Here is a 14,883-nt window from a genome sequence, read left to right as displayed (position 1 = left end):
AACGGGAGACGGGCGAGGCCCCGGTGGCTCGGCAGCCGGGACCTCGCCAACGGCTTCGCCGCGCCGACACGGTCCCTACACTGAAGCGATGGCAGCGCTCGAGCAGCGCATCGGGTTCGCCACCGCGCGGGACGGCACGCGCCTGGCGTACGCCGTCCACGGCCAGGGACCGGTCCTGGTCCGCGCCGCCCACTGGCTGACCCATCTCCAGTACGACTGGGAGAGCCCCATCTGGCACCCCTTCCTCGCCGAGCTGGGCAGCCGGTACACGGTCGTGCGCTACGACGAGCGCGGCTGCGGACTCTCCGACCGGGACGTCGAGGACTTCTCGCTCGACGCGTGGGTCGAGGACCTCGAGACCGTCGTCGACGCCGCCGGGCTCGACCGCTTCGCCCTCCTCGGCGTCTCCCAGGGGACGCCCGTCGCGATCCGCTACTCCGCGGCCCATCCCGAGCGGGTGAGCCACCTCGTCCTCTACGGCGGCTACCTCCGCGGGTTCGACCACCGCAACCCCACCGAGCTCCAGCGTCAGGCGCGCGACGCCATGACCACGCTCATCCGGATCGCCTGGGGCAAGGAGAACCCGACGTTCCGCCGGTTATACACCTCCGACTTCGTCCCCGACGGCGACGAGGACCTCCTCCGCGCCTACGACGAGCTCCTGCGGCGCACCACGACCCCGGCCGACGCCGCACGCTTCGAGGCGGCCTTCGCGGCGATCGACGTCCGGAGCGTGGCACCGCACGTCACCGTCCCGACGCTGGTGATGCACCTCGACGACGACCGGGTCATCCCCCTCACCGCCGGGCAGGAGGTCGCGGCCGCGATCCCACACGCGCGGTTCGCGCTGCTCCCGGGCCACAACCACGTAATCCAGCCCGACGAGCCGGCGTGGGAGCGGTTCTTCCGCCTCGTCGACGACTTCCTCGCGGCCGACCCGGACGGCGACGCCGGCCTGACGCCCCACACGCCGTTGACGGTGCGCGAGCTGGACGTCATGGCGCTCGTGCGGCGCGGGCTGGGCAACGACGAGATCGCCGCCGAGCTCGGGCTCAGCCCGCGGACGGTCGAGCGGCACCTGTCCAACGTCTACGTCAAGCTCGGCCTGACCGGCAAGGGCGCCCGAGCCGCGGCAGCGGCGGCGACGGTGCACCCGAGCGGGGGTTGAGGGCACCCGCTCCACGGCGATGCGCCCCGCCGCCCGCGCCACCGACCGCCCCGGCCGGGCGGACTACGTGCACGGCGCCGCGAGCCCGCCGACCGGAGACGTGGGTGGCCGGAACGGGTGGGTGGTACGACGGACGCGGCCGCGCCCCGGGCGCTCCTAGCGTGAGGAGCACACCCGAGGAGGACCACCATGACCACCACCGCACCCACCACCACCACGTACGACGTCGAGGGCCGGCTGCTCGAGGTCTGCTCCTGCGAGGTGATCTGCCCGTGCTGGGTGGGGGAGGACCCCGACGGCGGCACGTGCGACTCGGCCCTCGCCTGGCACGTCGACTCGGGCACCATCGAGGGCACCGACGTCTCGGGCCTGACCCTCGCCCTGAGCGTCCACATCCCCGGCAACGTCCTCGCCGGCGGGTGGCGCGCCGTCGTCGTCGTCGACGAGAAGGCCACCCAGGAGCAGGAGGACGCCCTCCTGCGCCTGTTCACGGGACAGCTGGGCGGCGCGGTCGCGGACCTGGCGGGCCTCATCGGCGAGGTCGCCGCCGTCGAGCGGGCACCCATCGTGTTCACGGTGGCCGAGGGGGCGGGCCGGCTCACGGTCGGGAACATCGCCGACGCCGAGATCACCGGGTACGCCGGCGCGACCGGTCAGCCGTCGGTGCTCTCCGAGACCGTGTTCTCGACGATTCCCGGCTCGCCCGTCTACGTCGGCAAGGCCGCGCGGTTCACGCGCGACGGCAGCCGGCACGGCCTGCCCGACGTCGACCTCGGCGGGCACAACGCCCTCCAGGGCCACTTCCGCTTCACCGCCTGAGGGGTGGCGGAGATGGCCGTCTCGCACGCGCCGCTCGCCCGGTTCCGTGTCCGCCCGGGTCTCGACCCGCTCGTGCTGGTCACGGTGGCGGCCGCCTGGGCGCTGATGCTGGCCCTCGTCGCGCTCGACCGGGCGGCGGTCCTCGACCACGGGGCCATCCTCGCCGCACCCCCGGCGTCGCTGCCGGTGGCGCTGCTCCTGTTCGTGGCGACCTGGCAGGTGATGACGGCGGCGATGATGCTGCCGACCGCGCTGCCGATGCTCCGGGCCTTCGAGCGGGTCGCCCGCGGGCAGGCCCGGCCCCGGACGACGATGGCGGTCTTCGTCGGCGCCTACTTCGCGGTGTGGACCGGGTTCGCCGTCGTCGCGCTCGGCGCCGACGCGGTACTGCACCGGGTGGTCGAAGCCACCCCGTGGCTCGCCGAGAACCCGGGACTGATCGCCGGCGGCGTCCTCGTGACGGCCGGGCTCTTCCAGCTCAGCCCGCTCAAGGAGCGCTGCCTCACCGAGTGCCGGTCGCCGTCGGCCTTCCTGTGGTCGCACTACCGGCGCGGGGTGGGCGGCGCCTGGCACACGGGCCTGCGGCACGCCGCGTACTGCCTGGGCTGCTGCTGGGCGCTCATGCTCGTGATGTTCGCCGTCGGGATGGGCAACCTCGTGGCGATGGCGGCCCTGACCGGGGTCATGCTCATCGAGCGCACGCACCCACGCGGGCGGCGGCTCGTGCCGGTGGTGGCCGTGGCGCTCGTCGTCGCCGGGGCGTTCGTCGTCGCCCTGACGGGGCCGGCGGAGGAGGGCCACGGCGACACCGGTCACGCCGTCGACGACGGCGGGTCGGTTCTCGCCCGGCGCTGAGTGCGTCGGGCCCCACCGGCGCTGACTGCGTCGGGCGCGGACTGACTCCGTTGAGCGCACGGGCCGACTGCGTCGTCGCGCAAGGAGAGGCCCGGGTCCGTGGACCCGGGCCTCTCAAGGGTGCATTCCCGGTGGGTCGGCTTCCGCGACTCGCCCGATCATGGGCAGTGCCGGTGCTGACTTCGCATCAACGGCCAAGTGGTCGCATGTCGCCTGACGGCCGGGTAGCGCTAGTTGGCTTCATCACCTCTACGCATCACCTGCTCTGCTTCCGTTCGGCACCGTTCCCCCCGCCGCCGGCGAACGTGTGCACCGCGTCCGACCGCCGGGGGAGTTGCGGTCTTGTCCGTCCACCCTAACCCCGCAAACCGCCGGACGACAGGTCCAAGGTCGCTGGTGTCGCGTGCTTCCGGTCGGACGGTCCGCTCCGGTTCGGGTGACCTGGCGCGTTGCTTCAGACGAGCTCGTGGAGCCGGCTGATCGGGGTGCTGACGGCGCTGCGGGCGCGCACGACGGCCTCCTCGTCGGGGGCGTCGTAGAAGCACAGGCACTTGAGGGTGTCCTCGCGCACGTAGGTGCGCAGGAAGCTCACCTCGGGGACGTCGGCGTACCGCGGGGCGTTGGCCTTCTTGCGCGTGAGGTAGCTGTCCATGTCGATCTCGGCGGGGATGTCCCACTCGACGAGGTAGCCGGCGGCGGGGCGGGCGGCCTTGATGTCGGCGAGGTCCGCCCCGACGATCCGCACCTTAGCCGGCTCGGAGACCGAGACGGCGTCCAGGTCGGACGCGTCGAGCTCGGGCGCGACGGCGTCGTCCGCGACCTCGGCCACGGTGAAGATCTGGGTGGCGCCGCGGGTCACCTGGGACTCGATGACCTCGGCCCCCGCGGCGGTGAGGAGCTCGCCGATGTCGGCGACGACGGCGCCCGGGTCCTCGCGGTGCGCCTCGTTCGGGACCGTCTCGTACAGGTAGAGAGCCATGCCGGGTTCCTTCCGGGTCGATTGTCTGCCCGTGGGCAACGTGGTCCGCCCGTCGCCGGGCTCATGCCAGCGTACTGGCTGAACAGACAGGTCGGTCTATCGGGTGGTGTTGTGTCCACGAGCTGGACCGATCCGTGGGGAAGCCCACGAACTCGGTCGATAGGGTGGTCGCGTGACTGTGACCACCGGGCAGCAGCGGGCGCGGGCCGACCGGCTCCCTCCGCGGGACCGGCTGCTCGCGGCCGCGACCGAGCTGTTCGCCGAGCGGGGCGTCCACGCCGTCGGCATCGACCGCATCCTGCGCGAGGCGGGTGTGGCGAAGGCCAGCCTGTACACGACCTTCGGCTCCAAGGATGAGCTCGTGGCCGCCTACGTCCGCTCGCTCGACGAGCGGGACCGCGATCGGTGGGCGGGCGCCGTCGCCGACGAGGCAGACCCCACGGCGAAGGTGCTGACCTTCTTCGACCTCGCCCTGGCCGGCCAGGAGCCGCACCACCGCGGCTGCCTCTACCTCGGCGTCGCGTCGGACTACCCGGAGGCGACGACGGCGGGTGAGCGGGCCGTCCGCGCCGCGATCACGGCCCACCGCGACTGGTTCTTCACCACGATCGCGGACCTCCTGCGCCAGGACGGTCGCGACGACGCCGAGGAGCTGGCCCGGCGGCTGCGGGTCCTCTACGACGGCGCGCTGGCCGGGTCGAAGCTCGCCCACGACGGCGAGCCGCTGCGCACCGCCCGCGACCTCGCCGCGGCGATGCTCGCCCGCTGACCGGCGGCCGGCACGCAGCGATGAGCGAAGCGAGCGGCGACGAAGCCGACCCGGAGTCGACGAAGCGGATGAGGCTCCGCTACGCCGGCGTCTGCCGGGTCTGCGGATCCCAGCTCCCGGCCCGCGCCGACGCCGTGTACGAGCGTGTCACCAGGACGGTTCGCTGCGTCGAGTGCCCGACGGCGGAGACAAGCGCGGCATCCGTGGCGCACGTCGAGGTGCCGACCCCGGACTCGCCACCGGAGGAGGTGGCCGGGGTGGCCGGCTCCTCCGCTCGCCGCGAGTACGAGCGGCGCAGGACCAAGGACGAGGAGCGGCTCCGCCAGAGGTGGGGGAGGCTGGGCGGTCTCGCGGTCGTGCTGGCGGACGAGAAGCAGAGCACCACGGCGTGGGAGCGCGGGGCGGTCGGCGAGGAACGCCTGGGCGCACGCCTGGACGGGCTGACGTCGGACAGGGTCGCCGTCCTGCACGACCGCCGTATCCCGGGCACGAAGGCCAACATCGACCACATCGCCATCACCCGCGGCGGCGTGTGGGTGATCGACGCCAAGCGCTACACGGGGCGACCGGCGCTGACCATCGAGGGTGGGATTCTGCGGCCCCGTGTCGAGAAGGTGCTGGTGGGCCGCCGGGACTGCACGAAGCTCGTCGACGGCGTGCTCCGACAGGTCGAGCTGGTGCGTGACGTCGTCGGCGAGGTGCCGGTGACCGGCGTGCTCTGCTTCGTCGACGCCGACTGGCCGCTCATCGGTGGGGCGTTCACCACGCGCGGGGTCCACGCGATCTGGCCGAGACGCCTCGCGAGGCTGATCACCGAGAGCGGCGACGGGGATGTCGACGTCGCGGCGACCCGCCAGGCCGTCACCTCCCGGTTCAGGTCCGGCTGAGAGCCCGCTGCGCAACCTCGCGATGCGCCGTGCTAGCTCGTGCGCTGCCGGCCCACCATCTCGGTGATCCACGCCGGCGCGAACGGGGAGGTGCAGCCCGGCGGCGTCGGGTAGTCCTTGAGGACCTCGAGGCGCTCGCCGATCTCCAGCGCCCGGGCGCGGTGCTCGGCGTGCTCGATGCCGATCTGGGCCAGGCAGTGGTTCATCGCCCACTGCAGGCGGTCGGGGGCGTCCTTCATCTGTGCCTCGATGACGTCGAGGAGCCCGGGCAGGTCGAGGCCCTCGGGGCTGCGCGCCACGCGGTCGGTGGTCAGCGCCCAGCCGGCGCTCGCGACCACCGGGTCCGGGTCGGCGAACCACGCCACGCGCAGCGCCTCGGCGTGCGGGGACTTCTTGACGACGTAGCCGACGAGCCAGTCGTGCACCTTCGGGGTCCGGGCGTCACGGAGCATGGTGTCGAGCTCATCGCGCTCGAACGCCTTGGGGCGGCAGACGAGCAGGGCGAGCAGCCGCGCGGCGGTGTCGCCGGTGGCCCAGAGCTCGCGGGCCAGCTCGTGCTGTGTCTTGAGCCGCTTGGCGACGGCGCGGAGCTTGGTGAGGTTCACGCCGTGGTCGTCGCCGTGGCGGGCGTTCACCTCGCGGATCCTGGGGTCCTCGAGCGCGGCCAGCTCGGCCATCACCTCGGCCGCCGTCGTCCCGGTCGTCACCGTCTGCGCCATCTCGCCCTCCCGATCGTCGGGGTCAGCCTACGGCGGCGGCCGCGGTGGCCCGGCCGGCCCGGGCGGCCGGCGTGGCCCGGCGCCGCTCGAGCAGGCGCCTGGAGAGGGTGTCGAGGAGGAAGCCGAGCGCCCCGATGACGACGATGACCGCCATCACCTGGTCGTAGGCGAGCTGGTCGCGCGCGTTGAGGACCTGGTAGCCCAGCCCCGACCGCACCCCGAGCATCTCCGCCGGCACCAGCACGATCCATGCCGTGCCGAGGGCCACCCGGAACCCCGTGAGCAGGGCCGGCCGGATCGAGGGCAGGACGACGGCGAGCAGGATCTCCCGGTGCGTCGCACCCATCGAGCGGGCCACCAGCACGTGCCCGGGGTCCATGGCGCGCACGCCGGCCACGGTGTTCATGACGATCGGCCACACGGCCGCCGCGGCGACGAGGAAGACCACGGGCTCGTGCCCGATCCCGAACACGGCGACGGCGAGCGGCGTCCAGGACAGCGGCGAGATCATCCGCAGGAACTGGAACGGCGAGTGCGTGGCCTGCTCGAGCCGGCGGTTGAGCCCTACGAGCAGGCCCACGGGGATCCCGACCACGGCGGCCACGAGGAGGCCGCTGAGGAGCCGGTAGAGCGAGGCGAGCGCGTCCGGGACGAGGACGCCGCGGGCGAACAGCCCGGCCACGGCGGGCAGGGCGTGCTGCGGGGCGACCGCGCGCAGGATCGGGTCGTCCACCACCGCCGGGTGGGTCAGGACCCACCACAGCACCATGAGCGTGGCGAACCCGGCGAGCGTGGCGCCCAGGCGGCCGGTCCGGTCTCCGCGGCTCCGCGCGCGGGGCGCGTCGGTGCGGGCATCGACAGGGGCCCTGCGGGTCGGCGCGCCGGAGGGCGGCGCGGTCGGGGTCTGGGCGCTCATACGGCGATCTCCTCGGTACGGGTGAGGTCGGCGGGCAGGCCCCAGGCGGCGGCGCCGCCGGTGCGCTCGAGGGCGGTGCGGACGAACCGGTCGTCCACGAGGGCGCCGTGGACCGCGGCGGGGTCGAGGCGGTCGAGGAACGTCCGGTCGCCGTCGACGACCGTGGCGTGCATGTTCTCCACCAGGGCCTCGGTGAAGCTCGGGAACGGGAACGGTGCGAACCCGATGAGGTGCGGGTCCCACGCGGGGTGGGCGACGGCGTGGGCGTCGGCCGGCTGGTTGAGCGCCCGCGCCACGACCGGCCCCGGCTGGGGCAGGTACGACATCTCCGTCAGGGTGGCGGCAGCCCCGGCCCGGTCGGCCACGATCGCCTGCTGCCCGGCCAGGACGGAGTCGGTGAGGGCCTGCACCGCGCCGGGCCGGGCGTCGATGAGCTCGTCGTGGGTGAGGAGCACGCAGCAGGCGTGGTCCCGCCACACGTCCCCGAGGAAGCGGTGGATCCGGCCGATCCCGCGCGCCTCGGCGGCGGCGTTGAACGGGTCCGCGACGGTGTAGCCGGCGATCGACCCCCCGGCGAGCGCCGGGACCATGTCCGACGGCGACATGACGATGAGCTCGACCGTCCCCGCCCGGGCCGACGCGCCGCGCCGGATCACCGGCTCGAGGCCCGCGCCGCGCAGCATCCGCTGCAGGACGATGTTGTGGATCGACCACCACCCCGGGATCGCGACCTGCTGCCCCGCGAGCTGGGCGAGGTCGCTGACCTGCGGGGCCACGGTCAGGGCCGAGCCGGACGTGTGGTTCCACGCGAGCACCCGCGCGCCCGGGTCGACGGTCGCGCGCAGCTGCAGCGCCATCGGCATGAGCATGTGGACCACGTCCACCTGACGGGTGAGGAAGGCCTCCGCGAGCCCGGCCCAGCTGCGGAAGAGGACCGGCTGGGCGACGTCGAGGTCGTGCTCGCCGTAGAGCCCGTGGCCGTGCGCCACGAGCAGGGGCGAGGCGTCGGTGATGGGGAGGTAGCCGATCCGCAGCGGCCGGTCCCGCCCCGGCGCCGGCGAGGCCCCGGTGGCGGCGGTGATCCCGAGGTTGGCCAGACCGGTCAGGCCCCCGGCCGCGGCGCCCGCCACCAGCAGGCCGGACCCGGCCCGCAGCAGGCCCCGGCGCGTCAGGCTCATCGGCGGTACTCGCTGAGGATCTCGGAGCGCAGCGCGGTCCGGGCGCCGCCCTCGCGGGCCCGGTCCACGTCCGTCCACACGCGGTCGACGACGCCGGAGCCGCTGAGCAGCCCGATGCGGCCGCCGAGCGTGATCGCCTCGTCGACGTCGTGGGTGACGAGGATCGTCGTCGTGCCGAGCTCGGCGACGACGCCGGCGAGCCACTGCTGCAGGTCGGCCCGGGTGGCGGGGTCGAGGGCGCTGAACGGCTCGTCGAGGAGGAGCAGTCGGGGACGCACCCCGACCGCACGCATGACGGCGACCCGCTGGGCCTGCCCGCCGGAGAGCTCGTCGGGGTAGGCGTCGGCGAGGTGGTCCAGGCGGAAGTGCTCGAGCATCTCCTGGAGGTCGGAGTGGCCGTGGCGCTCGCGGGTGGCCCGGAACCGCGAGCCGAGGGCGACGTTCTCCCGCACCGTGAGCCAGGGGTAGAGCAGCGGGTCCTGGAACACCATGGCGACGCTCGGGCGGACCCGGCCGGCGCCGTCGGCCTCGCTGACGGCCGCGAGGTCGACCGTGCCGTCGTCGAGCTGGTCCAGCCCGGCGAGGACGCGCAGCAGCGTGGACTTGCCCGAGCCGGACGGGCCGAGCAGCACGAAGAACGCGCCCTCCCGCACCTCCAGGTCGAGGCCGGCGAACAGGGGGCGGCCGTCGGGCAGGGTCCGGCGGGCCCCGTCGACCCGGACGGCGGGCGCGACGGTCACGGGCGGGGTCACGGGGGCGCTCATCGCGCGGCCGCCTCGGCCCGGGCGAGCTCCCAGCGCAGCTGGGCCTCGGAGGGGGACTGCACGGGCAGGAAGGACGCCTCGCGGAAGCGCCGGTTGGTGGCCGAGGCGGTGGCGTAGCCGCGCCCGCCGTCCAGGGCCAGGCCCAGGCGGGTGCTGGCGGTGGCGAGCGTCGTGCTCTCCAGGCGCAGGGCGATGAGGTCGCGGACCGCGACCGTGCCCGGCGAGGCCACCTCCTGCGCCGCGTAGCCGTGCAGGCGGTCCCGGAGGTCGCCGTACCGGGCGGCGAGGTCCGCGTGGTCGCCCGCGTAGACGGCGCCGGTGCCGGCGAGCTGGGGGCCGGCGGCGTCGAGCGCCGCCGACGTCACGCCGCTGCAGAACGCGGTCTGCAGGAGCAGGAACCGGGGCCGCATCGTGGCGGCGAAGACCTGGAGGTCGGTGCTCACGACCGCCTCGGCCGGGACGGCCACGTCCTCGATGACGAGCGAGCCCGACGCCGTCGCGTTGAGCCCCAGCAGGTCCGGCGCCTCGCGCACGGTGAGGTCCGCGGCGTCGACGGCGAGGACGCGCGTGCCGCCGTCGGGCAGGTTCGCGGCCAGGACCACCACGCTGTCCGCGGCGACGTTCGACGCCCAGGCCACGGTGCCGCTGAGGCGGTAGCCGCCCGCACCGTCGGAAGTGGCGGTGACGGGGGCCTTCTCGAGCCCGACGGCCTGGCGCTGTCCGGCGGCCATGGCCGTCACCCCGCGGCGCCGGACGGCGACGACGTCGGCGAGCCGGGCGGCCGCCAGGGGTGAGGCCGGGGCGAGGGCGAGGTACTCCGCCGCCATCCGCTGCGCCCAGGCCACGAAGCCGACGGTGAGGGACGCCCGGGCCACCGACTCGATGACGCGCACCGCGGTGGCCACCGACGTGGCGCTCGGGTCGAACAGGTCGAGCCGGTGGCCGAGGACGCGCAGGTCGTCGAGCGGGTCGGCGTCCGAGCGGTCGATGGCCCCGGCCCGGTCGGCGATGTCGGGCAGGACGTTCTCGAGGACGTCCTCGAGCGAGGGGGAGGCAGTCATGTCGGGCCTTCCTGGGCGGTGTCGGTCCGGTGAAGCCCCGACGCTCCCACCGACAGACCGGTCTGTTCTCGTCCGGTTCGCCGGGATCTCAGGATGTGGGCCGGACGGTGCGGTCCGGCCCGCCGCGATGTCCGTGCCGGCACCGACCCGCCACGTGTCGTTCACCCGGCCCTCACCTGCGCGGCACCTTCCGGGCACCTGGCGTCCCTAACGTGTGGGGCGATTTGTCCCCATACCGAAGGACACCTGATGCCCGCCCGCCCGGCACCATCCGCACTCCCCGCGCTCCGCCTGACGGCCGCGCTCGCCGCCGGCGCCGTGATCGCCGTGGCGGCCGCTGCGCCGACCACCGCCGCTCCCGCGGCCGCGCCCGCCGTGGTCGCACCGGCCACGGTTGCGCCGACCGCACTCGCGACCCAGCCGCCGCCGCTGGTCGTCACCGAGATCGCCCCGGACACCGTCTCCTACGACGACTACGAGTTCGTCGAGCTCCACAACACCACCGACGCCGACATCGACCTCACCGCGGCGGGCGTCGAGCTCTTCTACATCTTCGACGGCGCGGACACCGCCCGCGACGTCCCGCTCACCTACCCCGCCGGGACCGTGGTGCCCGCCGGCGGCACGGTCGTCCTGTGGCTGACCTACACCTCGACCACGGTGACCGCGCCGGACCGGACCGAGCAGGAGTTCCGCGACCACTGGGCGGCCGCGGCGGGGGAGGCGGCGGACTACCCACTCGTGCGCCTCACCGGGCAGCCGGGCATGGCCAACGGCGGCGACCGGGGTATCCGCGTCACCACCGCCGAGACGCAAACCTTCTCGTACTACCCGGCCGGGTCCGCCGCGCCGGACCAGACCGTGCACTTCCGTCTCCCCGCCGACGGCGGAGCCGGCCTCGACATCCTCGCCACCCGGGCCACCCCCTCGCCGGGCGTCGTCGCACCGGAGGCGCTCGTCCCGGCCGAGCCGGAGCCGACGCCGGAGCCGACCGAGCAGCCGACCGACCAGCCGACCGAGCAGCCCACGGCCGAGCCGACCGTGGACCCGACCGAGGAGCCCACCGCCACCCCCGGCCCGCTCGAGCCCGACCCCACGCTCGAGGCCGCCACCGTCCAGGTGACCGAGCTCGTCCCGGACACCTCCAACGTCGACGGCGCGGACGCCTACGAGTTCATCGAGCTCTACAACCCCACCGCCGAGCCGGTCTCCTACGCCGACTTCACCCTCGACTACCTGTACCCGCTCGAGGACCTCACCAACTCCAACGTGGTCACCTGGCCCGCGCAGCCCGCCGACCTCGTCGTCGACCCCGGCGCCACGATCGTCCTGTGGGTGAAGAACGGCCGCAACGACCACCTCACCGACGCCGACTTCAACGCCCACTACGGCTCCGACCTCACGCTCGGCGACGACCTCACCGAGATCTTCATCGGCGGCATGGCCAACGGCTCGGCGCGCGGGATGCAGGTCGTCACCAACACCGGCTTCGCGGTGAGCACGGCGTACTACAACCTCGCCGGCGCGGACGACACCGCCGCCAACATCGGCATCCACTACGCCCACGACCCCGCCGACCTCGGCCGCCAGCAGCTCATCCGCGCCGCCCCCGCCACCCCCGGCGCGGTCGACGCCGACCAGGTTCCCGCCGGGCTCGTCGTCCCCGCCGAGGACACCACCGCCCCGGCCGTCACCGACGCCACCGCGGCCGAGATCGACCCCGCGGCCGGCTTCCCGATCGAGCTCACGGTCACCGACGGCCAGGTCCGCACCGTCACGGTCCACGTGCGCTCCAGCGCGGACGCCGGCGCCCAGGCCTTCAACCTCCGCAGCGACGGCGCAGACGGCTACACCCACGTCGTCGACGCCGCGGACCTCACCGGCAAGCGCTGGTACGAGTACTGGGTCACCGCCTCCGACGGCGCCAACGTCACCACGACCGACGTGCGCCGGGTCCCGGTCGCCGGGGTCGACCAGTCGCCGGTCCGCCTCAACGTCACCGACGGCGAGGTCGTCGCCCGCGACCACGTGGTCTCCGCCGCGGGGGACACCTACCCGCCGGAGCTCACCCTCGCCGTCGACGGCGAGAGCGTCCCCACCGAGCCGGCCCTGGAGTCGGCGCCGGTGTTCATCTTCGAGGCCGGCGGGGTGGACACCTACTTCCGCAACGGCGTCAAGGTCGGCGAGGAGACCTTGAGGATCTTCGACGACGGGATCTACGAGGGCTTCGAGACCATCGCCACGCCGGTCCCGCTCGAGCACGTCACCCGCGGCGAGGACCTCGTCGTCTCGGTGTGGGCGGGCACCAAGGCCGCACCGGAGATCGACCCGGACGAGAACAACGACGACTTCCAGATCACCAACCTCCGCCTCGTCCTGCCCGACGGGCGCACCCTGCGCCCCGCCGGCTACGAGGACCCCGCCCAGGTGATCTCCATGGGTGACTCCGCCGGCAAGAACGACTACGTCGACGCCGCCTTCACCCTCCCCGAGGACGCCTTCCGGGCCGTCGGGCACACCTGGGACACCACCGCCGCGGCCGACGGCGAGCACGCCGTCTCCGCCACGGACGGGACGGCGACGGCGCAGGCGACGGTCGTCGTCGACAACACCGCCCCGGTCATCACCACCGACCTCGCCGACGGGACGCAGGTGCGCGGCGAGGTGGTCCTCGACGCGGACCTCACCGACGCCACCGGGGTCGAGACCGTCACCGCCACCCTCGACGGCGAGCCGGTCACCCTCCCGCACACGATCTCCTCGGTGGACCTCGCGGCGGGCGAGCACACGTTCGTCGTCGAGGCGGCCGACGCCGTCGGGAACACCGCCACCCACGAGGTGCGCTTCACGACGCCGGTCGAGCAGCCGGCCGTGGACGCCGCGGAGTCCGAGGTGGCGCGCAACGGCGACGTCGAGCTGAGCGCGACCGTCACCGACCCGAGCGGCGACCCGCTCGACGTCAGCTTCCGCGAGGGCCACCGGCTCATCCCCGGCGACGGCGTCGAGGCCTATTCGGGGCAGACCCGCGAGGCCGATGGGCTCGACCGCGAGGGTCGGCAGCTCCTCACCGGCGCCGACCTCGAGGCGCTCACCGGCGCCGACGGCGTCGAGGCCGTGACGACGTCCGCGGACGCCTTCCCCTACCAGCTCTTCGAGGTCGCGGTGCCGGAGGGGGCCGGCGACGACGCGCGGGTGCGCGTGAGCTGGGACGGCTCGGCGAACCCGGACGCGAAGGTCCTGCTCTACGTGCTCAACACCGCCACGGGCGCGTGGGAGGAGGTCGACCGGCACGTCACCGACGGCGAGACCGCTCAGGCCGACGCCCGGGAGGACTTCACCCTCGGCGGGCTCGTCCCGGCGGCGGACCACGTCGCGAACGGCAACGTGACCGTGCTCGTCCAGCACTCGGAGGGCTTCGCCGGGGAGGACCTGTCCACCCGCGCGTCCGCCGTCGAGCCGAACCACCCGGAGGACACCCCGCGCAGCGCGTACGACTTCACGATCGGCTGGGAGTCGGACACGCAGTACTACAACGAGACGTTCTACGACCACCAGCTCGCCATCCACGACTTCTTCCTCACCGAGCGGGCGGACCTCAACCTCCAGTACGTCATCCACACCGGCGACATCGTCGACGTGTGGGACGACATGGCCCAGTGGGACCGCGCCGACGCCGCGTACACGATGCTCGACGACGCCGACCTGCCCTACGGGGTCCTGGCGGGCAACCACGACGTCGGGTCCAAGCTCGCCGACTACTCCAACTACTCGAAGTTCTTCGGCGCCGAGCGCTACGCCGACAACCCCTGGTGGGGCGGGGACTACGCCGACAACCGCGGCCACTACGACCTCGTCACCGCCGGCGGGATCGACTTCCTCATGCTCTCCATGGGCTGGGACCCCGGGGCCGAGGAGATCGCGTGGCTGAACGAGGTCCTCGCCCAGTACCCCGAACGGGTGGCCATCCTCAACCTCCACGAGTACATGCTCACCACCGGCGGGCTGGGACCGATCCCGCAGCAGATCTACGACGAGGTCGTCGCGACCAACCCCAACGTCAAGATGGTCTTCTCCGGGCACTACCACGACGCCTACACCCGCATCGACGACTTCGACGACGACGGCGACGGCGCGCCCGACCGGTCGGTGTACCAGGTGCTGTTCGACTACCAGGGACTGCCCGAGGGCGGCCTGGGGTACCTGCGCCTGCTGCACTTCGACAACGACGGCGAGCAGGTCGTCGCCCGCACGTACTCGCCCTCGCTGGACGACTACGACGCCGACGACGCCTCGCTCGCGGCCGAGCACCAGGACTTCACCATCCCCTACGCCGCGGTCGGGATCACCACGCGGGAGAAGGTGCTGGGCACCGACGCGCTCGTGGTCGAGGTCCTCACCGGTACCGAGATCGCCGCGTTCGAGGGCGTGCCGTCGGGTGAGACCGTCACGGCCGAGTGGGCCGGGCTCCCGGCGGGGGAGCACGGCTGGTACGCGGTGGTCACCGACCCGTACGGGGCCGAGGCACTCTCGGCCGTCGAGACGGTGACGGTCCCGCGCGGCGGTGCCGGTGAGGCGGGTGCCGGTGAGCCGCCCGCGCACGCGGGCGAGCAGGGCCGGCCGGCGTTCGCCGGCGAGCCCGGCCCGCCGCCGCACGCGGGTGGGTACGCCAAGCGACCGTAGCCGTCGTCGACAGAGGGGACCGGAGGGGCATCCGGTCTTCTCTGTCGTTCCCACGGTCTCGTGAGGCATTGCCGCTCGGTGTGCGTGG

12 protein-coding genes are annotated in these 14,883 nt (G+C 73.8%); 6 read left to right on the top strand and 6 right to left on the bottom strand.

Translation table 11 applies throughout. The features are described from left to right. Nucleotides 1-88 precede the first annotated feature (88 nt). From AAEM63_RS11495 to AAEM63_RS11485, 3 genes are all read left to right on the top strand, one after another. Complete coding sequence (locus AAEM63_RS11495; protein ID WP_341358412.1) at nt 89-1,168, top strand: alpha/beta fold hydrolase; 1,080 nt, start codon at nt 89-91, stop codon at nt 1,166-1,168. A gap of 189 nt (nt 1,169-1,357) precedes the next feature. Beyond that, nucleotides 1,358-1,987, top strand: a complete 630-nt coding sequence (locus AAEM63_RS11490; RefSeq protein WP_341358411.1) for a DUF1326 domain-containing protein — start codon at nt 1,358-1,360, stop codon at nt 1,985-1,987. Between the two features lie 12 nt (nt 1,988-1,999). Beyond that, the gene (locus tag AAEM63_RS11485) at nt 2,000-2,842 is read left to right on the top strand and encodes a DUF2182 domain-containing protein (RefSeq protein WP_341358410.1); all 843 of its coding nucleotides are present in this window, start codon (nt 2,000-2,002) and stop codon (nt 2,840-2,842) included. A 454-nt stretch (nt 2,843-3,296) separates the two neighbouring features. On the opposite strand, the gene AAEM63_RS11480 is transcribed toward AAEM63_RS11485, so the two are convergent. Continuing rightward, nucleotides 3,297-3,821 (bottom strand): DUF4242 domain-containing protein, encoded by a 525-nt coding sequence (locus AAEM63_RS11480; RefSeq protein WP_341358409.1) that lies wholly within the window; start codon nt 3,819-3,821, stop codon nt 3,297-3,299. Nucleotides 3,822-3,993: 172 nt separating this feature from the next. Here AAEM63_RS11480 and AAEM63_RS11475 point away from each other — a divergent pair, with 172 nt between their 5' ends. Then, on the top strand, nt 3,994-4,590 hold the full coding sequence (locus AAEM63_RS11475; RefSeq protein WP_341358408.1) for a helix-turn-helix domain-containing protein: 597 nt from the start codon (nt 3,994-3,996) through the stop codon (nt 4,588-4,590). Nucleotides 4,591-4,793: 203 nt separating this feature from the next. Then, entirely contained in the window at nt 4,794-5,477 is a 684-nt protein-coding gene (locus AAEM63_RS11470; RefSeq protein ID WP_341358407.1) for a nuclease-related domain-containing protein, read from the top strand. A 32-nt stretch (nt 5,478-5,509) separates the two neighbouring features. Here the strand turns inward: AAEM63_RS11470 and AAEM63_RS11465 are convergent, their stop codons facing one another. From AAEM63_RS11465 to AAEM63_RS11445, 5 genes are read right to left on the bottom strand one after another with little or no spacing between them, the layout of a single operon-like run. Beyond that, on the bottom strand, nt 5,510-6,196 hold the full coding sequence (locus AAEM63_RS11465; RefSeq protein WP_341358406.1) for a DNA alkylation repair protein: 687 nt from the start codon (nt 6,194-6,196) through the stop codon (nt 5,510-5,512). A gap of 22 nt (nt 6,197-6,218) precedes the next feature. Next, entirely contained in the window at nt 6,219-7,112 is an 894-nt protein-coding gene (locus tag AAEM63_RS11460; protein WP_341358405.1) for an ABC transporter permease, read from the bottom strand. After that, a complete protein-coding gene (locus AAEM63_RS11455; RefSeq protein ID WP_341358404.1) occupies nt 7,109-8,290 on the bottom strand; it encodes an ABC transporter substrate-binding protein in 1,182 nt (393 codons plus the stop codon). The genes AAEM63_RS11460 and AAEM63_RS11455 overlap by 4 nt, the downstream gene beginning before the upstream one ends. Then, nucleotides 8,287-9,054 (bottom strand): ATP-binding cassette domain-containing protein, encoded by a 768-nt coding sequence (locus tag AAEM63_RS11450; protein WP_341358403.1) that lies wholly within the window; start codon nt 9,052-9,054, stop codon nt 8,287-8,289. The genes AAEM63_RS11455 and AAEM63_RS11450 overlap by 4 nt, the downstream gene beginning before the upstream one ends. Continuing rightward, the gene (locus tag AAEM63_RS11445; RefSeq protein WP_341358402.1) at nt 9,051-10,115 is read right to left on the bottom strand and encodes an acyl-CoA dehydrogenase family protein; all 1,065 of its coding nucleotides are present in this window, start codon (nt 10,113-10,115) and stop codon (nt 9,051-9,053) included. The genes AAEM63_RS11450 and AAEM63_RS11445 overlap by 4 nt, the downstream gene beginning before the upstream one ends. 249 nt (nt 10,116-10,364) lie before the next feature. On the opposite strand from AAEM63_RS11445, the gene AAEM63_RS11440 reads away from it, so the two are divergent. Then, on the top strand, nt 10,365-14,795 hold the full coding sequence (locus AAEM63_RS11440; RefSeq protein ID WP_341358401.1) for a metallophosphoesterase: 4,431 nt from the start codon (nt 10,365-10,367) through the stop codon (nt 14,793-14,795). Nucleotides 14,796-14,883: the final 88 nt, after the last annotated feature.

The sequence above is a fragment of the Georgenia sp. M64 genome (assembly GCF_038049925.1).
Taxonomy (GTDB): domain Bacteria; phylum Actinomycetota; class Actinomycetes; order Actinomycetales; family Actinomycetaceae; genus Georgenia.
Note: the sequence above shows the minus strand (reverse complement) of the source record. Positions and strands in the feature narration are given on the sequence as shown.

Bases quoted from the DNA above. Each gene is read 5' to 3' on its own strand.
- AAEM63_RS11455 (WP_341358404.1), bottom strand. From the start codon at position 8,290: ATGAGCCTGACGCGCCGGGGCCTGCTGCGGGCCGGGTCCGGCCTGCTG.
- AAEM63_RS11495 (WP_341358412.1), top strand. From the start codon at position 89: ATGGCAGCGCTCGAGCAGCGCATCGGGTTCGCCACCGCGCGGGACGGC.
- AAEM63_RS11450 (WP_341358403.1), bottom strand. From the start codon at position 9,054: ATGAGCGCCCCCGTGACCCCGCCCGTGACCGTCGCGCCCGCCGTCCGG.
- AAEM63_RS11440 (WP_341358401.1), top strand. From the start codon at position 10,365: ATGCCCGCCCGCCCGGCACCATCCGCACTCCCCGCGCTCCGCCTGACG.
- AAEM63_RS11445 (WP_341358402.1), bottom strand. From the start codon at position 10,115: ATGACTGCCTCCCCCTCGCTCGAGGACGTCCTCGAGAACGTCCTGCCC.
- AAEM63_RS11480 (WP_341358409.1), bottom strand. From the start codon at position 3,821: ATGGCTCTCTACCTGTACGAGACGGTCCCGAACGAGGCGCACCGCGAG.
- AAEM63_RS11465 (WP_341358406.1), bottom strand. From the start codon at position 6,196: ATGGCGCAGACGGTGACGACCGGGACGACGGCGGCCGAGGTGATGGCC.
- AAEM63_RS11460 (WP_341358405.1), bottom strand. From the start codon at position 7,112: ATGAGCGCCCAGACCCCGACCGCGCCGCCCTCCGGCGCGCCGACCCGC.
- AAEM63_RS11490 (WP_341358411.1), top strand. From the start codon at position 1,358: ATGACCACCACCGCACCCACCACCACCACGTACGACGTCGAGGGCCGG.
- AAEM63_RS11485 (WP_341358410.1), top strand. From the start codon at position 2,000: ATGGCCGTCTCGCACGCGCCGCTCGCCCGGTTCCGTGTCCGCCCGGGT.